The organism is Pseudoalteromonas sp. Z9A6 (assembly GCF_011378805.1).
Lineage (GTDB): Bacteria > Pseudomonadota > Gammaproteobacteria > Enterobacterales > Alteromonadaceae > Pseudoalteromonas > Pseudoalteromonas distincta.
Map to the genome: position 1 here is coordinate 1 of NZ_WTKZ01000068.1, position 20,598 is coordinate 20,598.

Genomic DNA, 20,598 nt, shown 5'->3' on the forward strand with positions numbered 1-20,598 from the left:
GCGGCTAAAGCCGCCTAAACGTTATGCACTTCAGGTTTGAATCCGCGTAATTAAAGACCTGCACGCTCTTTAATTACTGCAATAAGCGGTGAGCTGGCAAAATTCCCTTCAGCCCAAGCAATATCAGCACCATCTGTTAACGCACTTTTTGATAAGTTTTTAACTATATACTCACCAGTATCTACTGCATTACTAGCAACAGCATGACGTAATAAGTTATTACCATTACATTGTACTGCATCATAAATATTACGAATTTTTACACGAGAGCTTTTAAGCTTGCTGCGTAATCGGTTTTTATCGTCTGCCGCAATATATTCACAAATAGATACTGCTAATTGATCTTCAGCATTTACAGGTGCTGTATACGAAAACGAACTAACAGCTACAACGGCAGTAAGTGCAACTAGCTTTGGTAATTTAAACATGACAAACCCTTTATAATACTTTGTTCTTATATAGACTATCGAATATTATATCAATCTATCAAAATTTACGCAATAATGTTAACGTTCTTTATATAAAGTTACGAATTTATAACTAGATAAATTCTTGTCATCCGGATGGTTTTCTTGCTCTTCTTTCACGTACCAATTAGCAACTTTATTGTAATCAGGAAACTGTGTATCGCCTTTAACATCTAAATCAATAAAAGTTAGATACAGGCGCTCTGCTTTTGGTAAAAATTGCTCATAGATATTACCACCACCAATAATCATTACTTCTTCAGCAGTAGCAACGAGTTCTAATGCGGCATCTGGCGTAGTTACTACTTCAATACCCTGTGCAGTATATTCGCTGTTTCGAGTAATAATAATATTACGGCGCCCAGGTAATGGACGGCCTATAGACTCAAAAGTTTTACGACCCATGATCACAGGCTTACCCGTAGTGACCTTTTTAAAATGCTGAAGATCTGCAGGTAAATGCCATGGCATTTTATTATCTAGACCAATTACACGGTTATTTGCCATTGCTGCAATCATTGAAATTATCATAATAAACACCTAATACTTTATTCTTAAACAAAGAAAAAGGAGCATAAGCTCCTTTTTAGTAAATTCTATTTAATTAACGCTCGTAGACAACTTCTACGTCGTAATCATCTTCATCCCAGTCATCCCAATCATCATCATTGCCCTTACCTTTAGTGGCTTTTTCATGATAGGTATCCCACTTAAATTCAACTTCTTCATCTTCCACTTGTACAAACTTCTCTTTAGGCATGCTATCAAGTAGTGTCATTATGTTGTGGATTAATGGTTGAGTGTTAAGTTTATTAATTGCTGAAATGTGATAGATATTTTCAGTTTCGCCCAGCTCTTCTGCAATCGATTCGCATAACGCTTTTGCTTCATCCTCTGGTAATAAATCTATTTTATTAAATACTAACCAGCGTGGCTTCTCAGCTAATTTAGGGCTGTATTGGTGCAGTTCGTTAATAATCGAAAACGCATTATCAACAGGGTTTGAACCATCTACCGGCATTACATCAATAATGTGTAATAACACACGACAACGCTCTAAATGTTTCAAAAAGCGAATACCTAGGCCTGCGCCATCAGATGCACCTTCAATTAGACCCGGAATATCGGCTATAACAAATGATTTATTTGCTTCAGGACGTACTACACCTAAATTAGGAATAAGCGTCGTGAATGGGTAATCAGCTACTTTTGGTCTTGCTGCAGATACACTGCGGATAAACGTAGATTTACCGGCATTTGGTAATCCAAGTAAGCCAACATCAGCTAATAATAGTAACTCTAATTTTAAGTTACGTACTTCACCTGGTGTGCCTAATGTTTTTTGACGAGGTGCTCGGTTAGTACTTGATTTAAAACGCGCATTCCCCAAGCCGTGGAAACCACCTTTTGCAACCAAAATTCGTTGACCATGTTGCGTTAAATCGCCAAGTCCCTCTTGGGTATCAACATCCATGATGCGCGTGCCCACAGGCACCATAACAAATAAGTCATCAGCTTTTCGGCCTGTACAGTTACGGCTACGACCGTTAGTACCACGTTCAGCTCTATGGAAGCGCTCAAACTGATAATCAATTAAGGTATTTAAGTTTTCATCAGCTTGTAGATAAACACTACCACCGTCTCCACCGTCACCGCCGTCTGGTCCACCATCTGGAACATATTTTTCACGACGGAAAGACACGATGCCGCTGCCACCGTCTCCAGCTTCTGCGCGAATTTCTACTTCATCTACAAACTTCATGATTACTCACTTTAGGGATTGGCTTGTTTAATAACTCTATTATATACCCAAGCCAGCACAAATGCAGGCTTGGGTATATATTGGCTGACTACAAAACAAAAAACCCCGCAAAGGCGGGGTTTTTAACTACCTTACTGATTACTCAGTTACGATAGTTACGTATTTACGGTTTAAAGGACCTTTTTGTTCAAACTGAACTTTACCATCTGCTTTTGCGAAGATAGTGTGGTCTTTACCGATACCTACGTTAGTACCAGGGTGGAAACGAGTTCCACGCTGACGAACAATGATGCTACCCGCTAGAACTGATTCGCCACCAAAACGCTTAACACCTAGGCGTTTGCTTTCTGAATCGCGACCGTTACGAGTACTACCAGCTGCTTTTTTATGTGCCATTTCTAAGTACCTCTAATTAAGCGCTAATGCTAGTGATTTTAACTTCAGTGAACCATTGACGATGGCCCATTTGCTTACGAGAATGCTTACGGCGTCTAAATTTAACAACCTTAATCTTCTCACCGCGACCATGTGAAACAACCTCAGCTGTTATCTTGCCACCGTTTACGAACGGTACACCGATCTCGATTTTCTCACCATCAGCAACTAAAAGTACTGAATCAAATTCTACTGCCGCACCAGTTTCAACGTCTAATTTTTCAAGACGAATCGTTTGACCTTCAGTCACACGATGCTGTTTACCACCACTTTGGAAAACCGCGTACATAATTAACTCCGTCTGTGCACCCTCAAATCGGCGCAACTAAAATATTCTTCGATAGGGCGCGAAGTTTACGCTAACGCGAAATAACTAGCAAGCCTATTTTGTAATTAAAATGAATAAAAAGTAGCTGCTTTGAGAGCAATTCAATATTTACCCCATTTTATATTAATTGGCCCTTTTGCCAAGCGCTTTTTAACTCTTAGCCGAAATAAATTAATGTACTCAAATATGACCCTCACAGCTCAATATCTAAGCACACCATAAACTGTATATTGATTATCAATTAATCAGTTATCTTGGCTAATTCAGTCTAAATTAAGTACTTTAATAGTGTTTTTTCAATCAATCGTCACAAAATATCGAGCTAGTGCATTTTTTGTTGTACAATCTGCGCCGTTCACACATAAAAATTGGCTCGGAGATCAATGGATATAAAAGCTATCCAGGCGTTAATCGAAAGCGATATGAATGACGTCAATCAACTTATACATGCGCAAATGCGCTCAGATGTGGCGTTAGTTAATCAGCTTGGTTTATATATAGTTAGCAGTGGCGGCAAACGCGTTCGTCCAATGCTGGCTATTTTAGCAGCCAAAGCGCTCGGTTATCAGGGTAAAGATCACATAACACTTGCAACAATTGTTGAGTTTATCCATACAGCAACGCTATTGCATGATGATGTTGTAGATGAATCAAACTTACGACGTGGCACGCCTACAGCAAATGCTGAATTTGGTAATGCTGCTAGCGTCTTGGTTGGTGACTTTATTTACACTCGCTCATTTCAGCTTATGGTTGGCCTTGGAAAAATGCAGATTATGCAAGTACTTGCCGATGCAACAAACATTATTGCTGAAGGTGAAGTATTGCAGCTGATGAACTGCAATGACCCAGATACGACTGAAGCCAGCTATATGCAGGTTATTTACTCTAAAACGGCTAAATTATTTGAAGCAGCTACAGGCCTTGCTGCCATTATCACAGAGCAAGACCAAGCGACACTTGATGCACTAAACCTATACGGTATGCATTTAGGTACTGCGTTTCAACTAGTAGATGACGTACTCGATTACAATGCAGATGCTGAGCAGCTAGGTAAAAACATTGGCGATGATTTAGCTGAAGGCAAACCAACCCTTCCGCTTATTTATGCTATGCAACATGGTAGCGAGCAGCAAACACAGCTCATTCGTGATGCAATAGAGCACAGTAATGGTATGGAGCATTTAGAAGAAATTTTAACTGCACTAAAACAAACTAATGCGCTTGAGTTTACAATGCAAAAAGCAGAGCTTGAGGCCGAAAAAGCCATTGCCTGTTTAGACTTTTTAGCTGAGTCTGACTATAAGCAAGCACTTATAAGCCTTGCCCGTATTGCGGTTGACCGCGACCACTAGTTTTAACTAGTTACACAGTGTGACATTAATTCTGAGCAATAAAAAAGCCTGCAAATGCAGGCTTTTTTGTTGCTTAAAGCGGCTATTACGCCATGAAATCAACACCTTCTTTGATGTCTTTTTTCAGAGTTTCAAGCATGTCATTTTTTGCTTTTGTTTCAAATGCGCTTAGTTCGCCGTAAGAAAGAATTTCTTCTACGCCGTTTTTACCTAAACGTATTGGATGTGCAAAGTACTCTGCATCGCCATTTTCAACAGCAACGTAAGCGTAATCTACAACTTCTTCACCTTGTAGGCCTTTAACTAAAGACATACAAAAACGAGCTGCAGCAGCACCCATAGATAGCGTAGCTGAACCACCGCCGGCTTTAGCATTTACAACTTCAGTACCCGCATTTTGGATACGTGGAGTAAGTGCAGAAACTTCTTCATCAGTGAAAGAAACACCTTCAACTTGAGAAAGTAGAGGCAGAATAGTTGTGCCTGAGTGACCACCAATTACTGGTACTTTTACAGTTGCTACGTCTACGCCTTTAAGTTCAGCAACAAATGCTTCTGAACGAATAACGTCAAGCGTAGTAATACCGAATACGCGTTTAGCGTCGTAAGTACCTGCTTTTTTGAATACTTCAGCAACAATTGGAACTGTGCCGTTTACTGGGTTAGTAATAATACCTACTAACGCTTTAGGACAGCTGGCAACAATGCCTTCTGCTAAAGTTTTGATGATGCCAGCATTTACATTGAATAAATCAGCACGATCCATACCTGGTTTACGTGGCATACCCGCTGGGATAAGAACGATGTCAGAACCTTCAAGCGCTTTATTTAAATCGTCTGCGCCAAAGCCTGCAACTTTAACATCTGTTGGGATGTGAGAAAGGTCAACCGCAACACCTGGTACTACTGGTGCAACATCATAAAGTGATAATTCAGAGCCAGCTGGTAAGCCTGTTTTTAATAATAAAGACAACGCTTGGCCGATACCGCCTGCAGCACCTAATACAGCAACTTTCATTGGAATTCTCCGTAATTTGAGGTAGGAAACATTTGTGGCTCTTAAGATAATGAAATTAGCGACTAAAAACAAATTTATCCTGTCTATTTCAAGTATATTTTCGACCATAGTCGTAAACTTATGTGATTTAACGCATCAAACTGGCAAGTTAACTAAACAACTGCTGCATAATTATTCATTTTTGTGTAGAATTTGCGGCATAAATAACAAAAACGAATAAAGACTATGCAACCACAAGATAAACAAGAAGCACTGGTAAAAGCATTTAAATCACTATTAAAAGAAGAAAATTTTGGCTCTCAAGGCGAAATAGTTGATGCGTTAAAAGATCAAGGTTTTGACAATATAAGCCAAAGTAAAGTATCACGCATGTTAAGTAAATTTGGCGCTGTACGCACACGCAATGCCAAACAAGAAATGGTTTACTGCTTACCTGCTGAAATGGGTGTACCTACGGCTAAAAGCCCATTACGCCAATTAGTAATCGACATTATGCACAACGAAATGATGATCATCATTCGTACCAGCCCAGGTGCTGCTCAGCTTATTGCACGTTTATTAGATTCATTAGGTAAAGCAGATGGCGTACTAGGAACAATTGCAGGCGACGATACTATTTTTATCGCTCCTGCTAAAATATCTGAAATAGATGTAACACTTGAACGCGTTCGCATTTTATTTGATACGGTTTAATAGCAAATTAAATTTGTTTTAAAAACTCTATTGAAGGTGCAAAGAAAGCAGAGCCCATATCGGCTTGAGTAAAATCAAGCCAGTGGTCGTAGCAATCCCCTTCCCCTAAACGACTATTAAGTACTTTTTCAAATGCGGTGCCCGTACAAGCGCATGTAATTGATAACATTCCCTGCTCATACACGTCGCCATAAGGCATGCTTTGATTTAATAGTAGCGGTTGTCCGTCTCCGTCTTTTAGCTCACTTCGCGAAGCATGGCTGGTTTCGATCGCTGGGGTAATTAGCGTGTTATCAAGACGCGTACGTCCCATTATTTGCTCTTGCTCACTCAATGATAAATGCTGCCACATAGTTAAATCATGTTTATAACGCTGAACATGAATATAACTCCCCTGATCTTCAAAGCTACCAGGGTTGCTGATTAAAGCCGTAGCGCGCTTTTTTCTTCCATGTGCGGTGTCGCCACCATAAATAAAACCGTTAAAATCACGACCATCTAAAAAACGAAAATTACGAATTTGCTCCACCAGCTCAACATCGGGGGCAAATAATTTTAAAATTTGCAGCGCAAATAAATGGTTAACATCTTCACGGTCAGAGCGAATTTGCACAAATAAATCGCACGGTTGTACGCTCATTTGGTGATCGCTATGGGTTATATTGGGAAAGCTCTGTAATTCGCTTGGAGTGTATTCAGGGAGGATATGCGGCCAGTATTGCGCACCAATAGCAACCATACAAGAGAGCATTGATTCTGAAAATTGATCGCTAAACTCTTCTTCTATAGCGCTTACTTGTTTTAACTTTGCGCGAAGTGATTCGTCTTGACCATCAAACACATTAAAAAATAAGTGCAAACCGTGTAAGTTTGCTTCAGCACAAATCCCTGATTGCGCTTGCGCCATTGTTATTCCTTAGTTTTACAGATAAAAACACAGCGAATAACAAATTAATTACGATTCGAAAAAATTCACCGTGTGAGGTTTTATTTTTATTATAACCTGATCATTATTTTCAAATGACTGGCCATATTGTGCAGCAACTTCAATTTCTTGTTCATCAATAACAAGCGAATAAACATACGCCGAACCAATAAAGCGACGACTTATGATTGTAGCTCGCTTGCTGAATTTGTCACTTTGGTTATCTGCCACTAATTCTATTTGATGAGGGCGCACATATATAAGCCCTGCACTTACATTATGCTTACTCTCAACATAAGATTCGACTAAACCAAATGGTGTTTTATATTCAGTTGCGGTTAACACTTCTGCGCTTAAGTATATGCCCTGACCCAGAAACTCTGCAACCTCCTTTGAACATGGAGCTGCAAAAAGCTGCTCAGGCGTGCCTTGTTGCTCAATTTTACCGCGATGCATAATGGCAAGTGTATCTGAAAACGCAAACGCCTCTTCTTTTGAGTGTGAAACAAACACAGCAGATACTTGAGTTGCCTTAATAATTCGACGTATATCGGCAATTAATTCAAAGCGTACTTGTGTGTCGATGTTTGAAAAAGGCTCATCAAGGAGTAATAAACTAGGTTTATAAGCTAATGCACGAGCTATAGCGACGCGTTGCTGTTGGCCACCCGATAACTGATGTGGAAACCTGTCAGCACATCCAATTAAATGCACAAGCTTAAGCATTTCATCAACGCGTTGCTGCTTTTGAGCTTTGCTCATATTACCAAGCCCGAATGCAATATTATTTGCCACCGTTAAATGCGGAAACAACGCATAATCTTGAAACATCATGCCGATGTTACGATGCTCAGGTGAGACAAAAGATTGCTCATCACTCACTAATTTACCGTCTATAAAAATAGACCCTTGCTTGGCTTCAATTAAACCTGCAATCGCCTTTAATGTGGTTGTTTTGCCGCATCCACTCGCCCCGAGTAGACAAACAATTTCATCTTTACCCACTGTTAAATCTAAATCGTGAATAACCTTTGTGCCGTTATAGTGATAGCTCACGCCTTGTAAAATTAAACTACTCATTTAACTACGCTGCTCCATAGAACGATTAATAAAATACAAAGGAATAAACCCAACAATAACAATAAATAATGCAGATATTGAAGCAAGCTCTAATTGCTCATCACTCACATACTGAAATACATGAGTAGCTAAGCTTTCAAAATTAAACGGTCTGAGCAATAGCGCAGCTGGCAACTCTTTCATACATTCAATAAATACCAATAAGGCAGCAGTGAGTAACCCTCTTCGCAGTAAAGGTAGATGCACTAAACGCAGCGTTTGCCCTTGGCTTTTACCCATTGATTGGCTTGCCATATCAAGTGATGGACTAATACGTAAAAAACTCGACTCAATTGCTCCGTGTGCAATGGCGTAAAACCTAACAATATAAGCAATAATAATAGTAAGAATGCTACCTGTAAGTAGTAAGCCAATGTCTAAGTTATACTTCTCGAGCGCTGTGTTAATGGTGTTCTCTAATAATGTAAGAGGTAATAAAACCGCAATAGCGAGTACAGTTCCTGGCAACGCATAACCTGTGCTTGCTAAACGACCAGGAATAAGCGGATACGCTTGCTTTGCCACACGCTGATAAAAAACCACAAAAACACTCAATGTAATGGTTATAACACTTACAACCCCTGCCACTTTTAAACTTTGCCAAGCGTAACTAAAAAACTCTACATCCCATGCTTTATCAAAGTAGGTAATGGCGTAATTTATAAGTACTGCAATAGGAATTACAAAAGCGATAAGTAAAATAAAGCTACAAAATGCCGTTGCGAGCCAAGCAGACTTTCCTTTTAATACATAGAGAGATTCGCTATTTACACTTGATTGGCGCTCAAATACCGCTTGGTTTCGGCGACTAAAACGCTCTGCCATTAATGCTAAAAATAACAGCAGTAACATCACACCCGATATTTTAGCGGCCGCTGTAAGTGAGTAATAACCAAACCACGTATCGTATACGGCGGTTGTTAATGTACTTACGGCAAAATAACTCACTGTTGCAAAGTCGGCCATGGTTTCCATACTAATAAGTGCAAGAGCCGCCACAATTGCCCCACGAGAGAGCACTAAACTGACTTTAAAAAAGCTTTGCCAAGGAGATAGCCCCATTAACTGGCTAGCTTGTACTAATTTGAATGACTGCTCGCGAAGGGCCGTTTTAAAAATTAAAAATAAATACGGGTAAAGCACCAAGGCAATCATAACGATGGCGCCGGGTAATGTACGTATATCAAAAAACCAATAGTCGCTAGGCGATTGCCAGCCAAACCATTCTCTCAGCGCTATTTGCACCGGGCCCGCATAATCTAATAAATCAGTGTATACATAGGCAATAATATAGGTGGGCATAGCAAGGGGTAGCATAAGTGCCCATTCAAACTGTTTTTTACCCGGGAAACTACAGTAAGCAGTTAGCCACCCAAGTGGCAAGGCTATGGCGCAGCTAAGGACGCAAACACCTAAAACTAACAATACGGTATTGGTTATGTAATCCCAGAGCACGGTATCCCACAGGTGAGAAAACACCTCAGAGCTACCTTGTAGAGATTCAAAAAGAAGAAAAAACAACGGGGCCGATAGTATTAAGCCAGTCGACCACGCAAAGAGCTGCCATTTAGACAGCTTAAATTTATTAGTCATTAAAGATCGAACTTCACCTCATCAATTAGCTTAAGTGCTAACGGACGATATTTACTAATCTCATCAAGTGGCAAGCTGTCTTCTTTAAAGCTACCCCAAGAGGCAACCAAACTTGATAATTCAACACCCGACTTAACTGGATACTCCATATTTAATGAGGCATACATGTTTTGTGCTTTGCTGTCGGTCATATACTCTATGAGCTTTAATGCATTTTCAGGGTTTTTAGCGTATTTGGTAATAACCGCACCCGATACATTTATATGTGAGCCACGATTAACTTGATTCGGAAAGTTAATATTTACGGCCTCTGCCCAACCTTTTTGTTCTTTATCTTCTAGCATTTTGCCAAGGTAGTAACTATTACCTAATGCCAAGTTACATAAACCTTCTTTAACAGCTTTAACTTGAGCACGATCGTTACCTTGAGGCTTGCGCGCTAAATTAGCCTTAACACCTTCAAGCCACTCTTTAGTTTGCGCTTCACCATGGTGTGCAATCATAGAAGCTACTAAACCTAAATTATATGGATGTTTGCCAGAGCGCGTACAAATTTGTCCTTTGTATTTAGAGTCTGCTAAATCTTCATAAGTGAGCTTAGGTAACTCACCAACTCGCTCTTTTGATGAATACACATTACGCACTCGCTTAGTAAGCGCAACCCATTGGCCATCACCGTCACGAAAGGCGGCTGGAACATTATTATTTACACTGTCACTTTTTATAGTTTGTGTTAATTTTAAATCTTCTAATTGAATAAGCGCGCTAAAGTTAGAGGTTAATACTAAATCAGCTTTACTGTGCTTGCCTTCGCGTTTAACACGCTCAATTAGCCCTTTTTTAGCAAAAACAACATTGGTTTTTATGCCTGTTTGCTTTGTAAAGTCTTCTAAAATTGGCTGAATTAAAAACGGTTGACGAAAAGAGTAGATGTTAACAACATCGTTTGCAAAGACTGGTGCCGATGCAACTACCCCTAAAACAAGTGCAAATACTTTCTTCATTATTCCACCTAAATAACTGTTATTATCAACGAATTCTACCGTGCTCATTCTAAAAGTGCACACTTTAAATAAATGTAAATATGTAAATAACGCCCAAAAAGGAAATACGGTGTAAGAGATGTCTTACGGATGTGACAGCTAATGAGTAAAAAACAAGATAAAAAACAACCTAAAAACAGTTAAACACATGAATTATATGAAATTTATTTTTATTACTATTGCAGAAACACTAATTGAATGTAGTTTTATCTCTATTTTAGTTGCTCTATTGCACTATAATTTACGCATCAACCAAGCAATGACGCTTATTGAGTAAAAGGAAACGGACTGCTTACTCAACCAACCAATGATTAGGTTATCAGGACAACATGGATTTTAGGACAGGCTCAGGATGAGTACCACAACGCAATGTTGTAAAAAAGACAGCGTCAGGAAGATGCGAAAAGGATAACAACAAGGCTAAGTTGTTCAACAGGATGTTGAAGGAATAAATGGACAGGCCTTTAAGGCAACACAAGGGATTGGTTAAAACAAGGATACACTAGGAAGTGTAATTAAGGATTTGGTAATAGTATTTACCCTACAGGACGTTTAGGAATTTAAGGATACGGGCCCGGACGGTCTACATTACATAGAACTAAAAAGTAATATAGTAATAAACATGGATTAGTGAAAATTGGAGTTGATTAAGTTCAATTGCAGGATGCAGAAAATTAGAAGATTCCGCAAGCGCGCCTAGAGATAGAGCGCGCTTTTCTTTGTCTAAAATTTGGGTTGAGTAAAGCTCTGAGCAACTATCACTAATTTTTACTGAGTAATATATCGCATCCCTGCCAATCAATGCTAAGACCTTAAAATACTTTATTTATATTTTAAATTTCGCTAAGTTTTTTATTAATTGCGCCGATAACTAAATAACGCAAGGATCATAAATACTCAATGGATATGAATTTTAAAACACCCCAAAGTAATGCCTTTTTATGTAAATTATCAGACGCAAGTACAGCAAAACCAATTGGTGTTTTTAGTGCCCAAACTCCCAACGAAAATCCGTATAAAGCTTTATTTAACCCCAAAGGTTATAACTTTTTAAATATGCCAATGAGTGAGTTTAAAAATATACTTAACGAAATTATTAAGTTAGAACGCGATATTCGTATTAGCAAGTGGGGTGAAGGTGCTCGACCTGATGAGTTTAGCTATCAACTTAATAGAATAGCAGACGCAATTGCAACGACTCAATTTAATGGCAAAATAGACATTAGCTGCTACTTTTTAAAGCGAGTTGAAGAAGCAAAAGAAATGATTGGTGAAGACTGTATCTCGTTTATTCAAGTGCATAATAGTATAAGTCAATTGTATAATACTGTTTTACAATTAACATCTGAAGAAGGCTTCAGAGCTATTCAAAATAAAGCACTTGCTCACTTAAAAAATCAGCAAGCATTTGCTTAACTTCGTAAAATTAATCTTCAAGCGGTCGGCCCTTGTTGCGCTTACCCAATAAATACGCATCACGAAACTTAATAAAATGCTGCTCTAATTTTGTCGATGCATCCATTTCGCCCGCAAGTGCTAATACCATAATAGCCACTTCAGCAGTGCCTAGTTGATGTGCATGAGGGGCTACACGTAATCGGTAATCAGACAGTTTATCAGCAGTAACAGAAAGTACAGGCAAGTTATCTAAATAAGGGCTTTTACGAATCATTTTCTTAGCTTCGCGCCACGTACCATCTAAGAATATAAATAGCGGCTTTTTACCTGATTCAATACTCACTTCTGTAATGGCTCTGCCCTCTTCTACATCTTCTGCGGGAAAGACGACCATAGGCTGATACTGCGAATCATTTATTAAAGCTAAAAGAGCGGGGTTAGGATCTGTTCTATCCCATCTAAATGCGTGGTTATCTGGCACTATTTCAGCAATTAAACGCCCTGTATTAGAAGGTTTAAAGCTTTCATTATGATACATCAGTAAGCATACAGCGGCCTTACAATCTGCGTGCTCAACACCTTTACAAATACAGTAGTGCTTAGCAATCAGGCATTGTTCACAGCGATCTAATTTACCGCCTCGAGCATTAAACTCTCGACGAGATTCACTTATTTGTTGAGCGCGTAATGCTAGAACTGAGTTTTTCACTGTATTTACCTTCAATTAATTAAGCGCGCATTGTAACGACTTCTTGTTATTTAATCTTATATTTATCCAAGTTAAAAATAGACATAAAAAAACCCAACCGAAGTTGGGTTTTTAAAGCAAATACTAAAAAGTTAAATTACTTCTTTTTAGCTGCTTTTTTGTTTGGTAAATCAGTGATTGAACCTTCAAAAATTTCAGCTGCAAGGCCGATTGATTCATTCAATGTTGGGTGAGCATGAATTGTAAGCGCTAAGTCTTCACCATCAGCACCCATTTCAATACCTAAACCGATTTCGCCAAGCATTTCGCCCGCGTTAATACCGATCATAGCACCACCGATTATACGGCCACTTTCTTTATCAAAGATAAGTTTAGTAGAACCTTCAGTACGAGCAGATGCAATTGCACGACCAGATGCTGCCCACGGGAATACCGCAGTTTCAACTTTTAAGCCTTGCTCTTTTGCTTCTTTCTCAGTAACACCTACCCAAGCGATTTCTGGGTCTGTGTACGCAATTGAAGGAATACATTTAGGGTCGAAGAAATGTTTCTGACCAGAAATAACTTCTGCAGCAACATGACCTTCATGAACCGCTTTATGCGCAAGCATAGGTTGACCAACTAAGTCACCAATTGCAAAAATATGGCTTACGTTAGTACGTAATTGCTTATCAACATTAATAAAGCCACGCTCATCAACGTTTACGCCCGCTTTTTCAGCATCAAGTAAGTTACCGTTTGGAGTACGGCCAACTGCAACTAGTACTTTGTCGTAACGTACTGGTTCTGCTGGTGCGTTTTTACCTTCAAACGTTACGTATAAGCCGTCTTCTTTAGCTTCAACACCAACAACTTTAGTTGAAAGCATTACGTTGAATTTTTTGCTTACGTATTTTTGGTAAATTTTGATAATGTCTTTATCAGCTGCTGGTACTAATTGATCAGCAAATTCTACAACATCAATTGCAGAACCTAGCGCACGGTAAACCGTACCCATTTCAAGACCGATAATACCACCACCAAGTACAAGTAGCTTTTCTGGTACGTCTTTAAGTTCTAATGCACCAGTTGAATCAATTACACGGTCATCTTCTGGGATGAAAGGTAAGTTAACTGGTTTAGAACCTGCTGCAATAATCGCGTTATCAAACGTGATAGTTGTAGCGCCGTCTGCGCCTTCAACTACTAAAGTATTGCTGCCAGTGAATTTGCCGTATCCAGATACAACTTTCACTTTACGCATTTTGGCCATGCCTTCTAGTCCACCAGTTAACTGGCCAACTACAGAATCTTTCCAAGTACGAACTTGGTCAAGATCGATTTTTGGTGCGCCAAAAGTAACACCGTGAGATGACATTTCTGCTGCGTCATCAATCACTTTAGCTACGTGTAAAAGTGCTTTAGAAGGAATACAACCAACATTAAGACATACGCCACCTAATGTTTCGCGAGATTCTACTAATGTAACTTCTAAGCCCAAGTCAGCAGCACGGAAAGCCGCAGAATAACCACCAGGACCACCGCCTAGTACAACAACTTGAGTTTTTAATTCGTTGCTCATGCTTTTACCTTAATTGTTTGAACGGGACACTGCCCTAAAATTTAACTGCCATGTTTCTGCAAGGCAGAAAGAGTGAGCAGCGCACAAAGTGATGCAATTCGTACAAAGATTGTATCATTGCAAATGGTAAAAATCCCAGCTAAAAACAACTGGCTGGGATTTGATTCTATTTATTTTATTGCGTATACCAATTTTACTAAACTGGTTACATCACCAACTGGCGAATATCGCTCATGTAACTTGCAAGAGTCACAGTAAAGCGTGCAGCTAATGCTCCGTCAATAACCCTATGGTCGTATGACATAGACAGCGGAACCATTAGTTTTGGTTCAAACTCTTTGCCATTCCATTTAGGTTTCATTTCAGATTTAGATACACCTAAAATAGCAACTTCTGGCGCATTAACAATCGGCGTAAATGCCGTACCGCCGATACCGCCAAGGCTAGAGATAGTAAAACAGCCACCTTGCATATCAGACGATGTAAGCTTACCGTCACGTGCTTTAACAGATACTTCCATTAGTTCACGTGATAATTCAATAATGCCTTTTTTATCAACATCTTTAAACACTGGCACTACTAAACCATTTGGCGTATCAACAGCAACACCAATGTTAATGTACTTCTTAAGAATTAAACTTTCGCCGTCGCTAGACAATGAAGAGTTAAATGTTGGGAAGTCTGCAAGTGCTTTAGCCGCAGCTTTCATCACAAACACAAGTGGTGTGATTTTAACGCCAAGCTTTTTCTTCTCGCTAAGTGCATTTTGCTCTTTACGGAATACTTCAAGGCTTGTGATATCAGCTTCATCAAACTGTGTAACATGTGGGATTTGTACCCAGTTACGGTGTAAGTTTTTACCTGATAACTTTTGAATGCGAGACAGTTTTTTCTCTTCAATTTCGCCAAATTTAGCAAAATCTACTTTAGGCCATGGAATAAGACCAAGCTCACTACCACCTGCGCTACTGCCTGCAGATAATTGACCAGATTCAACTTGCTTAACTAAGTTTTTAACGTAGTTTTGCACGTCTTCTTTAACTATACGGGCTTTGCGACCAGTGCCTTTAACGTTGGCTAGGTTAATACCAAACTCACGCGCTAAACGGCGAACAACGGGTGATGCATGAGCATACGCGCTGTTTTCTGTGAAGCTTTCATTACTTGCTTTTGCAGGTGCCGCTTGAGCCGGTGCTGACTCTGTTTTAGCCGCTGCTGCAGGTGCTGATTTTTCAGCTGGTGCAGATGCCGCTGGCGCACTGCCTGCAACTTCAAATACAAAAATTAATGAACCAGTCGATACTTTATCGCCAGCGGCTACTTTAATTTCTTTAACTGTACCTGCAAATGGAGCTGGTACTTCCATTGCAGCTTTGTCGCCTTCAACGTTTAAGATTGATTGATCTTCTGAAACTTCATCGCCAACGGCAACCATAATTTCAGTTACTTCAACTTCATCGCCACCAATATCAGGTACATTAACTTCTTTAGTGCTTGGTGCTGAACTTGCTGTTGAGCTCTCAGCTGGCGCTTCTACAGGAGCCGACTCTTTAGCCGGTGCTGCAGATTCACTTCCTGCTACTTCAAAAACAAACACTAACGAGCCAGTTTTAACTGTGTCGCCAGCGGCTACTTTAATTTCTTTAACTGTACCGGCAAATGGAGCTGGAACTTCCATTGCTGCCTTGTCGCCTTCCACGTTTAAGATAGATTGCTCTTCTTCAACGGTGTCACCAACAGCAACCATGATTTCAGTTACTTCAACTTCATCATCGCCAATATCTGGTACAGTTACTTCTTTAATTGAAGAACCTGTAGAAGCAGCTGGTGCTGCCTCTTCAGATTTAGCTGGAGCAGCGGCTGATGTATTTTTCTCATCAGTGCCTTCACTCTCGCCTTCAAACAAAAATACTAAAGAGCCTGTTGTAACGGTGTCGCCAACGTTAACTTTAATCTCTTTTACAGTCCCCGCTTGAGAAGCAGGTATTTCCATTGATGCTTTGTCGCCTTCAACATTTAGTAATGATTGGTCAACATCTACTTTATCGCCAACGCTTACTAATATTTCGGTTACTTCTACTTCGTCGTCACCAATATCAGGTACTTTAATTTCAATACTCATTGCAAACCTCTTATGCGTACAGTGGGTTAAGTTTGTTAGTGTCGATGTTGAACTTTTTAAGTGCTTCAACAACTACTGACTTCTCAACTTCACCGCGTTTAGCAAGTTCAGATAACGTAGCAACAACAACGTAGCTTGCGTTAACTTCAAAGTGACGACGTAGGTTTTCACGGCTATCAGAACGACCGTAACCATCTGTACCTAACACTTTGTAGTTGCTGCTTGGAATGAATGAACGCGCTTGTTCTGCGTAGTTTTTCATGTAATCCGTTGCTGCAACAGTCACAGAGTCGTTTAATACGCTTGTGATAAATGCTGTTTTTTGCTCACTTTCAGGATTAAGCATGTTGAAACGCTCAACATCTTGACCATCACGCGTTAGCTCATTGAAAGATGTTACTGAGTAAACATCTGATGCAATACCATATTCTTCGCTTAAGATTGAAGCAGCTTTGCGCACTTCAGTCATAATAGTACCTGAGCTTAATAGCTGTACGTTGGCTTTTTTACCTTCGTAACTTTCAAGCTTGTAAATACCTTTACGAATACCTTCTTCAGCGCCTTCTGGCATAGCTGGTTGATGGTAGTTTTCGTTCATAAGCGTTAGGTAGTAGTAAATATTTTCTTGGTCGTCACCGTACATACGACGAATACCGTCTTGTACAATAACAGCAACTTCAAACGCGTAAGTTGGGTCATAAGAAACACAGTTAGGAACCGTGTTTGCAAGAATGTGGCTGTGACCATCTTCGTGTTGTAAGCCTTCACCATTTAGCGTTGTACGACCCGCTGTAGCACCTAATAAGAAACCACGTGCTTGTTGATCGCCCGCCATCCATGCCATGTCGCCAACACGTTGGAAACCAAACATAGAGTAGTAAATGTAAAATGGGATCATTGGTAAATCGTTAGTGCTGTATGATGTTGCAGCAGCAACCCATGACGACATAGCACCTAACTCATTGATACCTTCTTGCAATACTTGACCTGAAGTTGCTTCTTTATAGTAAGAAACAATATCACGATCCTGTGGCGTGTAGTTTTGGCCATGCGGGTTGTAAATACCGATTTGACGGAATAAACCTTCCATACCAAATGTACGCGCTTCATCTGCAATAATTGGTACGATGTTTTTACCAATGCCTTTATCTTTTAATAAGATATTAAGTGCACGAACAAAGCCCATAGTGGTAGAAATATCACGTTTTTGCTCTTCAAGTAGCGGCTTAAATGCTTCTACTTCTGGCAACGCTAATTTTTCACTAAAACGTGGTATACGCTTAGGTGTATAACCTTTAAGTTCATCACGACGAGCATGTAGGTATTTATACTCAGGAGAACCTTCTTCAAGCTCTAGGTAAGGAAGTTCTTTTAACTGTTCTTCAGATACTAAATCGTCAAGACCAAGGCGTGAACGTAAATGTGCAACATGCGACATGTCCATTTTTTTCACTTGGTGCGCAATGTTTTTACCTTCAGCTGCTTCACCCATGCCGTAACCTTTTACAGTTTTAGCAAGAATTACAGTTGGACGGCCTTTAGTGTCTTCTGCTTTTTTAAATGCAGCAAATAATTTTGATGACTCATGACCACCACGCTTAAGCGCGAAAATTTCATCATCTGTCATGTCAGCAACAAGTGCTGCTGTTTCTGGGTAACGACCAAAGAAGTTTTCACGTACGTACGCGCCATCTTTAGCTTTATATGTTTGGTAATCGCCATCAACAGTTTCGTTCATTAACTGTAGTAATTTACCCGTTGTATCTTTAGCTAGAAGAATATCCCAGCCACTGCCCCACACTAGTTTAATTACGTTCCAGCCAGCGCCTTTAAACAAGCCTTCTAGCTCTTGAATAATTTTACCGTTACCCATAACTGGGCCGTCTAAACGCTGTAAGTTACAGTTAACTAAGTAACACAGGTTATCTAGTTTTTCACGTGCAGCAAAAGAAATAGCACCGCGTGATTCTGGCTCATCCATTTCACCGTCACCTAAAAACGCGTATACACGTTGGTTTTTAGTGTCTTTTAAGCCACGACCATCTAAGTATTTTAAGAAGCGAGCTTGGTAAATAGACGAAATAGGACCTAAGCCCATTGATACCGTAGGGAACTGCCAAAATTCAGGCATTAACTTAGGATGTGGGTACGATGGTAAGCCTTCACCATCAACTTCTTGGCGGAAGTTATCTAGCTGTGCAGCCGATAAACGACCTTCAACAAACGCACGTGCATAAATACCAGGAGAAATATGACCTTGGTAATAAACTAAGTCACCACCGTCTACATCATTTGGCGCTTTAAAGAAGTGGTTAAAACACACTTCATAAAATGCAGCAGATGATTGGTAAGACGCCATATGGCCGCCTAAGTCGAGATCTTTTTTAGATGCACGTAGAACGATCATAATCGCGTTCCAACGTATAATTGAACGAATACGACGCTCAAGATTTACATCACCCGGGTAAGCAGGTTCTTGATCTACAGGAATAGTATTAACGTAGTTCGTGGTAATACCCGTTGGCATATCAACGCCATCTAAACGGGCTTGCTCTAATACTTGCTCAAGTAAAAACTGAGCTCGTTCAACACCTTCTTCGCGCACAACTGATTCAAGAGCTTGTAACCACTCTTGTGTTTCTAGCGCGTCTACGTCAATTTTATTGACTTCAGACATATGGAGGTTTCCTTATGTTTAAAATACGAATATTGTTAATTTAATATCACAGCTACTTAATTTGTGTGTTCAAAGTAGTTATGTACTAACTTAATTTTGTTTAGTGCGTCTTAAACTACGTTCAATTCGCGAATGTTCTTTGCCTGCTTCAAGTAGTGCTTCTTCAATAAACGCTAAGTGCGCATTACTTGCTAAACGGGCTTGTTCTGGATTACCGTCAATAACGGCATCCATTAATAAACGCCTGTGCTCGGCTAACTGACTGCTAATATCTGACTTTTTTAATAAAACAGTTAAATTTTGCAATACATTTTGCTCAAGCAGCGCTTTCATGCCTCTTACTAAATGCAGTAAAACCACATTATGCGAGGCTTCTGCCACGCTAAAGTGAAATGCATTAATTGCTTTTGCTTTTTGCTGTAAATCATCATTAACGAGGGCAATTTTATCAAAGCTTTCTTTCACTTTACTAAAATCGTTGCTGGTCCCGCGTAGTGCCGCGTAGTAAGCAGCAATCCCTTCTAATGCATGACGAAATTCAAGTAAATCAAACTGCGACTCAGGGTGTTTACTAATCAAATCAAAAAGTGGATCAGTAAGCCCTTCTTCGAGCTGATTTTTTACAAACGTGCCGCCACCTTGGCGACGCGTAACTAAACCTTTCGCTTCTAATTTTTGAATTGCCTCACGCAGTGACGGGCGAGACACTTCAAATTGCTTTGCTAGTTCACGCTCTGGTGGCAACTTTTCACCTGGTGCTAACGAGCCTTCAAGAATCATATTCTCGAGTTGCTGTAAAATAACATCAGATAACTTTGCTGCTTTGATCTTTAAAGACATGAATCAACGTCCGCGTTGTATAAATACCAAGAGCCCATAAAGCGGGGCTTTGAGTAGTATGATTTACCCAAAAGGTAAATTGGTCATACCAAAAATTTTCAATACGGTATCAAAAACCTTATTAGCTGTCAATTTACAGGTAATTTGAGCAATTAAAGTAGCGTAACGCATTTTGAACAAAGATTAAACAATGCGCAATTTACAAAAATGGTTATAACGTTAATAGGATGAAAACAATTGGTCTGACCAGAAAAATAGAGTGTTAACTCTAGTTGAATTTATTAAAGAAATTAACAACAGGATAAAAGTAAATCACAATGCGCGATATAAAACTGCGACTACGCAATATCGTAGCAGCGGGTTTACCCCGCGACCATTAGCCAAGCAATCAACTAAACGTAAAACACAATGCGCGATGTAAAATCGCAACTACGCAATATCGTAGCAGCGGGTTTACACCGCGACTATTATGCAAAAAACCTCCCAACCGAAAAACATATGTGGGATATAAAATCGCGACTACGCAATATCGTAGCAGCGGGTTTACCCCGCG

General features: G+C 39.8%; 18 protein-coding genes. 3 read left to right on the top strand and 15 right to left on the bottom strand.

The genetic code is table 11. The features are described 5' to 3' along the window. Window positions 1–50: 50 nt before the first annotated feature. From GQR53_RS17985 to rplU, 5 genes are all read right to left on the bottom strand, one after another. Complete coding sequence (locus GQR53_RS17985; RefSeq protein ID WP_024594810.1) at window positions 51–428, bottom strand: DUF3718 domain-containing protein; 378 nt, start codon at window positions 426–428, stop codon at window positions 51–53. A gap of 78 nt (window positions 429–506) precedes the next feature. Further along, complete coding sequence (gene folA, locus GQR53_RS17990) at window positions 507–998, bottom strand: type 3 dihydrofolate reductase (RefSeq protein WP_138489689.1); 492 nt, start codon at window positions 996–998, stop codon at window positions 507–509. Window positions 999–1,071: 73 nt separating this feature from the next. Continuing rightward, a complete protein-coding gene (gene cgtA / locus GQR53_RS17995; protein ID WP_002957746.1) occupies window positions 1,072–2,229 on the bottom strand; it encodes an Obg family GTPase CgtA in 1,158 nt (385 codons plus the stop codon). 138 nt (window positions 2,230–2,367) lie between these two features. Continuing rightward, a complete protein-coding gene (rpmA, locus tag GQR53_RS18000; protein WP_002957747.1) occupies window positions 2,368–2,625 on the bottom strand; it encodes a 50S ribosomal protein L27 in 258 nt (85 codons plus the stop codon). A gap of 16 nt (window positions 2,626–2,641) precedes the next feature. After that, entirely contained in the window at window positions 2,642–2,953 is a 312-nt protein-coding gene (gene rplU, locus GQR53_RS18005) for a 50S ribosomal protein L21 (RefSeq protein ID WP_002957748.1), read from the bottom strand. Window positions 2,954–3,375: 422 nt separating this feature from the next. On the opposite strand from rplU, the gene ispB reads away from it, so the two are divergent. After that, window positions 3,376–4,347: an octaprenyl diphosphate synthase gene (ispB, locus tag GQR53_RS18010; protein WP_024596483.1), complete on the top strand. Its 972-nt coding sequence runs from the start codon at window positions 3,376–3,378 to the stop codon at window positions 4,345–4,347. A gap of 85 nt (window positions 4,348–4,432) precedes the next feature. Here ispB and mdh read toward each other — a convergent pair whose 3' ends face one another. Further along, complete coding sequence (mdh, locus tag GQR53_RS18015; RefSeq protein ID WP_165744807.1) at window positions 4,433–5,365, bottom strand: malate dehydrogenase; 933 nt, start codon at window positions 5,363–5,365, stop codon at window positions 4,433–4,435. Between the two features lie 225 nt (window positions 5,366–5,590). On the opposite strand from mdh, the gene argR reads away from it, so the two are divergent. Beyond that, window positions 5,591–6,058, top strand: coding sequence for a transcriptional regulator ArgR (gene argR / locus GQR53_RS18020; RefSeq protein ID WP_002957753.1), 468 nt, complete (start codon window positions 5,591–5,593; stop codon window positions 6,056–6,058). Window positions 6,059–6,065: 7 nt separating this feature from the next. On the opposite strand, the gene GQR53_RS18025 is transcribed toward argR, so the two are convergent. From GQR53_RS18025 to GQR53_RS18040, 4 genes are read right to left on the bottom strand one after another with little or no spacing between them, the layout of a single operon-like run. Next, complete coding sequence (locus GQR53_RS18025) at window positions 6,066–6,965, bottom strand: Dyp-type peroxidase (protein ID WP_165744809.1); 900 nt, start codon at window positions 6,963–6,965, stop codon at window positions 6,066–6,068. 48 nt (window positions 6,966–7,013) lie between these two features. Beyond that, entirely contained in the window at window positions 7,014–8,063 is a 1,050-nt protein-coding gene (locus GQR53_RS18030; RefSeq protein ID WP_165744811.1) for an ABC transporter ATP-binding protein, read from the bottom strand. Then, the gene (locus GQR53_RS18035; RefSeq protein ID WP_002957756.1) at window positions 8,064–9,695 is read right to left on the bottom strand and encodes an iron ABC transporter permease; all 1,632 of its coding nucleotides are present in this window, start codon (window positions 9,693–9,695) and stop codon (window positions 8,064–8,066) included. Beyond that, window positions 9,695–10,699, bottom strand: a complete 1,005-nt coding sequence (locus GQR53_RS18040) for a Fe(3+) ABC transporter substrate-binding protein (RefSeq protein WP_165744813.1) — start codon at window positions 10,697–10,699, stop codon at window positions 9,695–9,697. The genes GQR53_RS18035 and GQR53_RS18040 overlap by 1 nt, the downstream gene beginning before the upstream one ends. Before the next feature lie 939 nt (window positions 10,700–11,638). Here GQR53_RS18040 and GQR53_RS18045 point away from each other — a divergent pair. After that, a complete protein-coding gene (locus GQR53_RS18045; RefSeq protein ID WP_165744814.1) occupies window positions 11,639–12,154 on the top strand; it encodes a hypothetical protein in 516 nt (171 codons plus the stop codon). Between the two features lie 10 nt (window positions 12,155–12,164). Here GQR53_RS18045 and GQR53_RS18050 read toward each other — a convergent pair whose 3' ends face one another. The 5 genes from GQR53_RS18050 to pdhR all read right to left on the bottom strand — a co-directional run bounded on the left by GQR53_RS18050 (window position 12,165) and on the right by pdhR (window position 20,045). After that, entirely contained in the window at window positions 12,165–12,845 is a 681-nt protein-coding gene (locus GQR53_RS18050; protein ID WP_138489694.1) for a tRNA-uridine aminocarboxypropyltransferase, read from the bottom strand. Between the two features lie 136 nt (window positions 12,846–12,981). Beyond that, entirely contained in the window at window positions 12,982–14,406 is a 1,425-nt protein-coding gene (lpdA, locus tag GQR53_RS18055; RefSeq protein WP_002957761.1) for a dihydrolipoyl dehydrogenase, read from the bottom strand. 205 nt (window positions 14,407–14,611) lie between these two features. Then, the gene (aceF, locus tag GQR53_RS18060; protein ID WP_165744817.1) at window positions 14,612–16,528 is read right to left on the bottom strand and encodes a pyruvate dehydrogenase complex dihydrolipoyllysine-residue acetyltransferase; all 1,917 of its coding nucleotides are present in this window, start codon (window positions 16,526–16,528) and stop codon (window positions 14,612–14,614) included. A 10-nt stretch (window positions 16,529–16,538) separates the two neighbouring features. Further along, entirely contained in the window at window positions 16,539–19,205 is a 2,667-nt protein-coding gene (gene aceE, locus GQR53_RS18065; RefSeq protein ID WP_165744819.1) for a pyruvate dehydrogenase (acetyl-transferring), homodimeric type, read from the bottom strand. A gap of 90 nt (window positions 19,206–19,295) precedes the next feature. Beyond that, complete coding sequence (gene pdhR, locus GQR53_RS18070) at window positions 19,296–20,045, bottom strand: pyruvate dehydrogenase complex transcriptional repressor PdhR (RefSeq protein ID WP_008170672.1); 750 nt, start codon at window positions 20,043–20,045, stop codon at window positions 19,296–19,298. Window positions 20,046–20,598 lie beyond the last annotated feature (553 nt).

What these genes read in the sequence shown, in the direction of transcription:
- GQR53_RS17985 (WP_024594810.1), bottom strand. Translation starts at nt 428, where the DNA reads ATGTTTAAATTACCAAAGCTAGTTGCACTTACTGCCGTTGTAGCTGTT.
- folA (WP_138489689.1), bottom strand. Translation starts at nt 998, where the DNA reads ATGATAATTTCAATGATTGCAGCAATGGCAAATAACCGTGTAATTGGT.
- cgtA (WP_002957746.1), bottom strand. Translation starts at nt 2,229, where the DNA reads ATGAAGTTTGTAGATGAAGTAGAAATTCGCGCAGAAGCTGGAGACGGT.
- rpmA (WP_002957747.1), bottom strand. Translation starts at nt 2,625, where the DNA reads ATGGCACATAAAAAAGCAGCTGGTAGTACTCGTAACGGTCGCGATTCA.
- rplU (WP_002957748.1), bottom strand. Translation starts at nt 2,953, where the DNA reads ATGTACGCGGTTTTCCAAAGTGGTGGTAAACAGCATCGTGTGACTGAA.
- ispB (WP_024596483.1), top strand. Translation starts at nt 3,376, where the DNA reads ATGGATATAAAAGCTATCCAGGCGTTAATCGAAAGCGATATGAATGAC.
- mdh (WP_165744807.1), bottom strand. Translation starts at nt 5,365, where the DNA reads ATGAAAGTTGCTGTATTAGGTGCTGCAGGCGGTATCGGCCAAGCGTTG.
- argR (WP_002957753.1), top strand. Translation starts at nt 5,591, where the DNA reads ATGCAACCACAAGATAAACAAGAAGCACTGGTAAAAGCATTTAAATCA.
- GQR53_RS18025 (WP_165744809.1), bottom strand. Translation starts at nt 6,965, where the DNA reads ATGGCGCAAGCGCAATCAGGGATTTGTGCTGAAGCAAACTTACACGGT.
- GQR53_RS18030 (WP_165744811.1), bottom strand. Translation starts at nt 8,063, where the DNA reads ATGAGTAGTTTAATTTTACAAGGCGTGAGCTATCACTATAACGGCACA.
- GQR53_RS18035 (WP_002957756.1), bottom strand. Translation starts at nt 9,695, where the DNA reads ATGACTAATAAATTTAAGCTGTCTAAATGGCAGCTCTTTGCGTGGTCG.
- GQR53_RS18040 (WP_165744813.1), bottom strand. Translation starts at nt 10,699, where the DNA reads ATGAAGAAAGTATTTGCACTTGTTTTAGGGGTAGTTGCATCGGCACCA.
- GQR53_RS18045 (WP_165744814.1), top strand. Translation starts at nt 11,639, where the DNA reads ATGGATATGAATTTTAAAACACCCCAAAGTAATGCCTTTTTATGTAAA.
- lpdA (WP_002957761.1), bottom strand. Translation starts at nt 14,406, where the DNA reads ATGAGCAACGAATTAAAAACTCAAGTTGTTGTACTAGGCGGTGGTCCT.
- aceF (WP_165744817.1), bottom strand. Translation starts at nt 16,528, where the DNA reads ATGAGTATTGAAATTAAAGTACCTGATATTGGTGACGACGAAGTAGAA.
- aceE (WP_165744819.1), bottom strand. Translation starts at nt 19,205, where the DNA reads ATGTCTGAAGTCAATAAAATTGACGTAGACGCGCTAGAAACACAAGAG.
- pdhR (WP_008170672.1), bottom strand. Translation starts at nt 20,045, where the DNA reads ATGTCTTTAAAGATCAAAGCAGCAAAGTTATCTGATGTTATTTTACAG.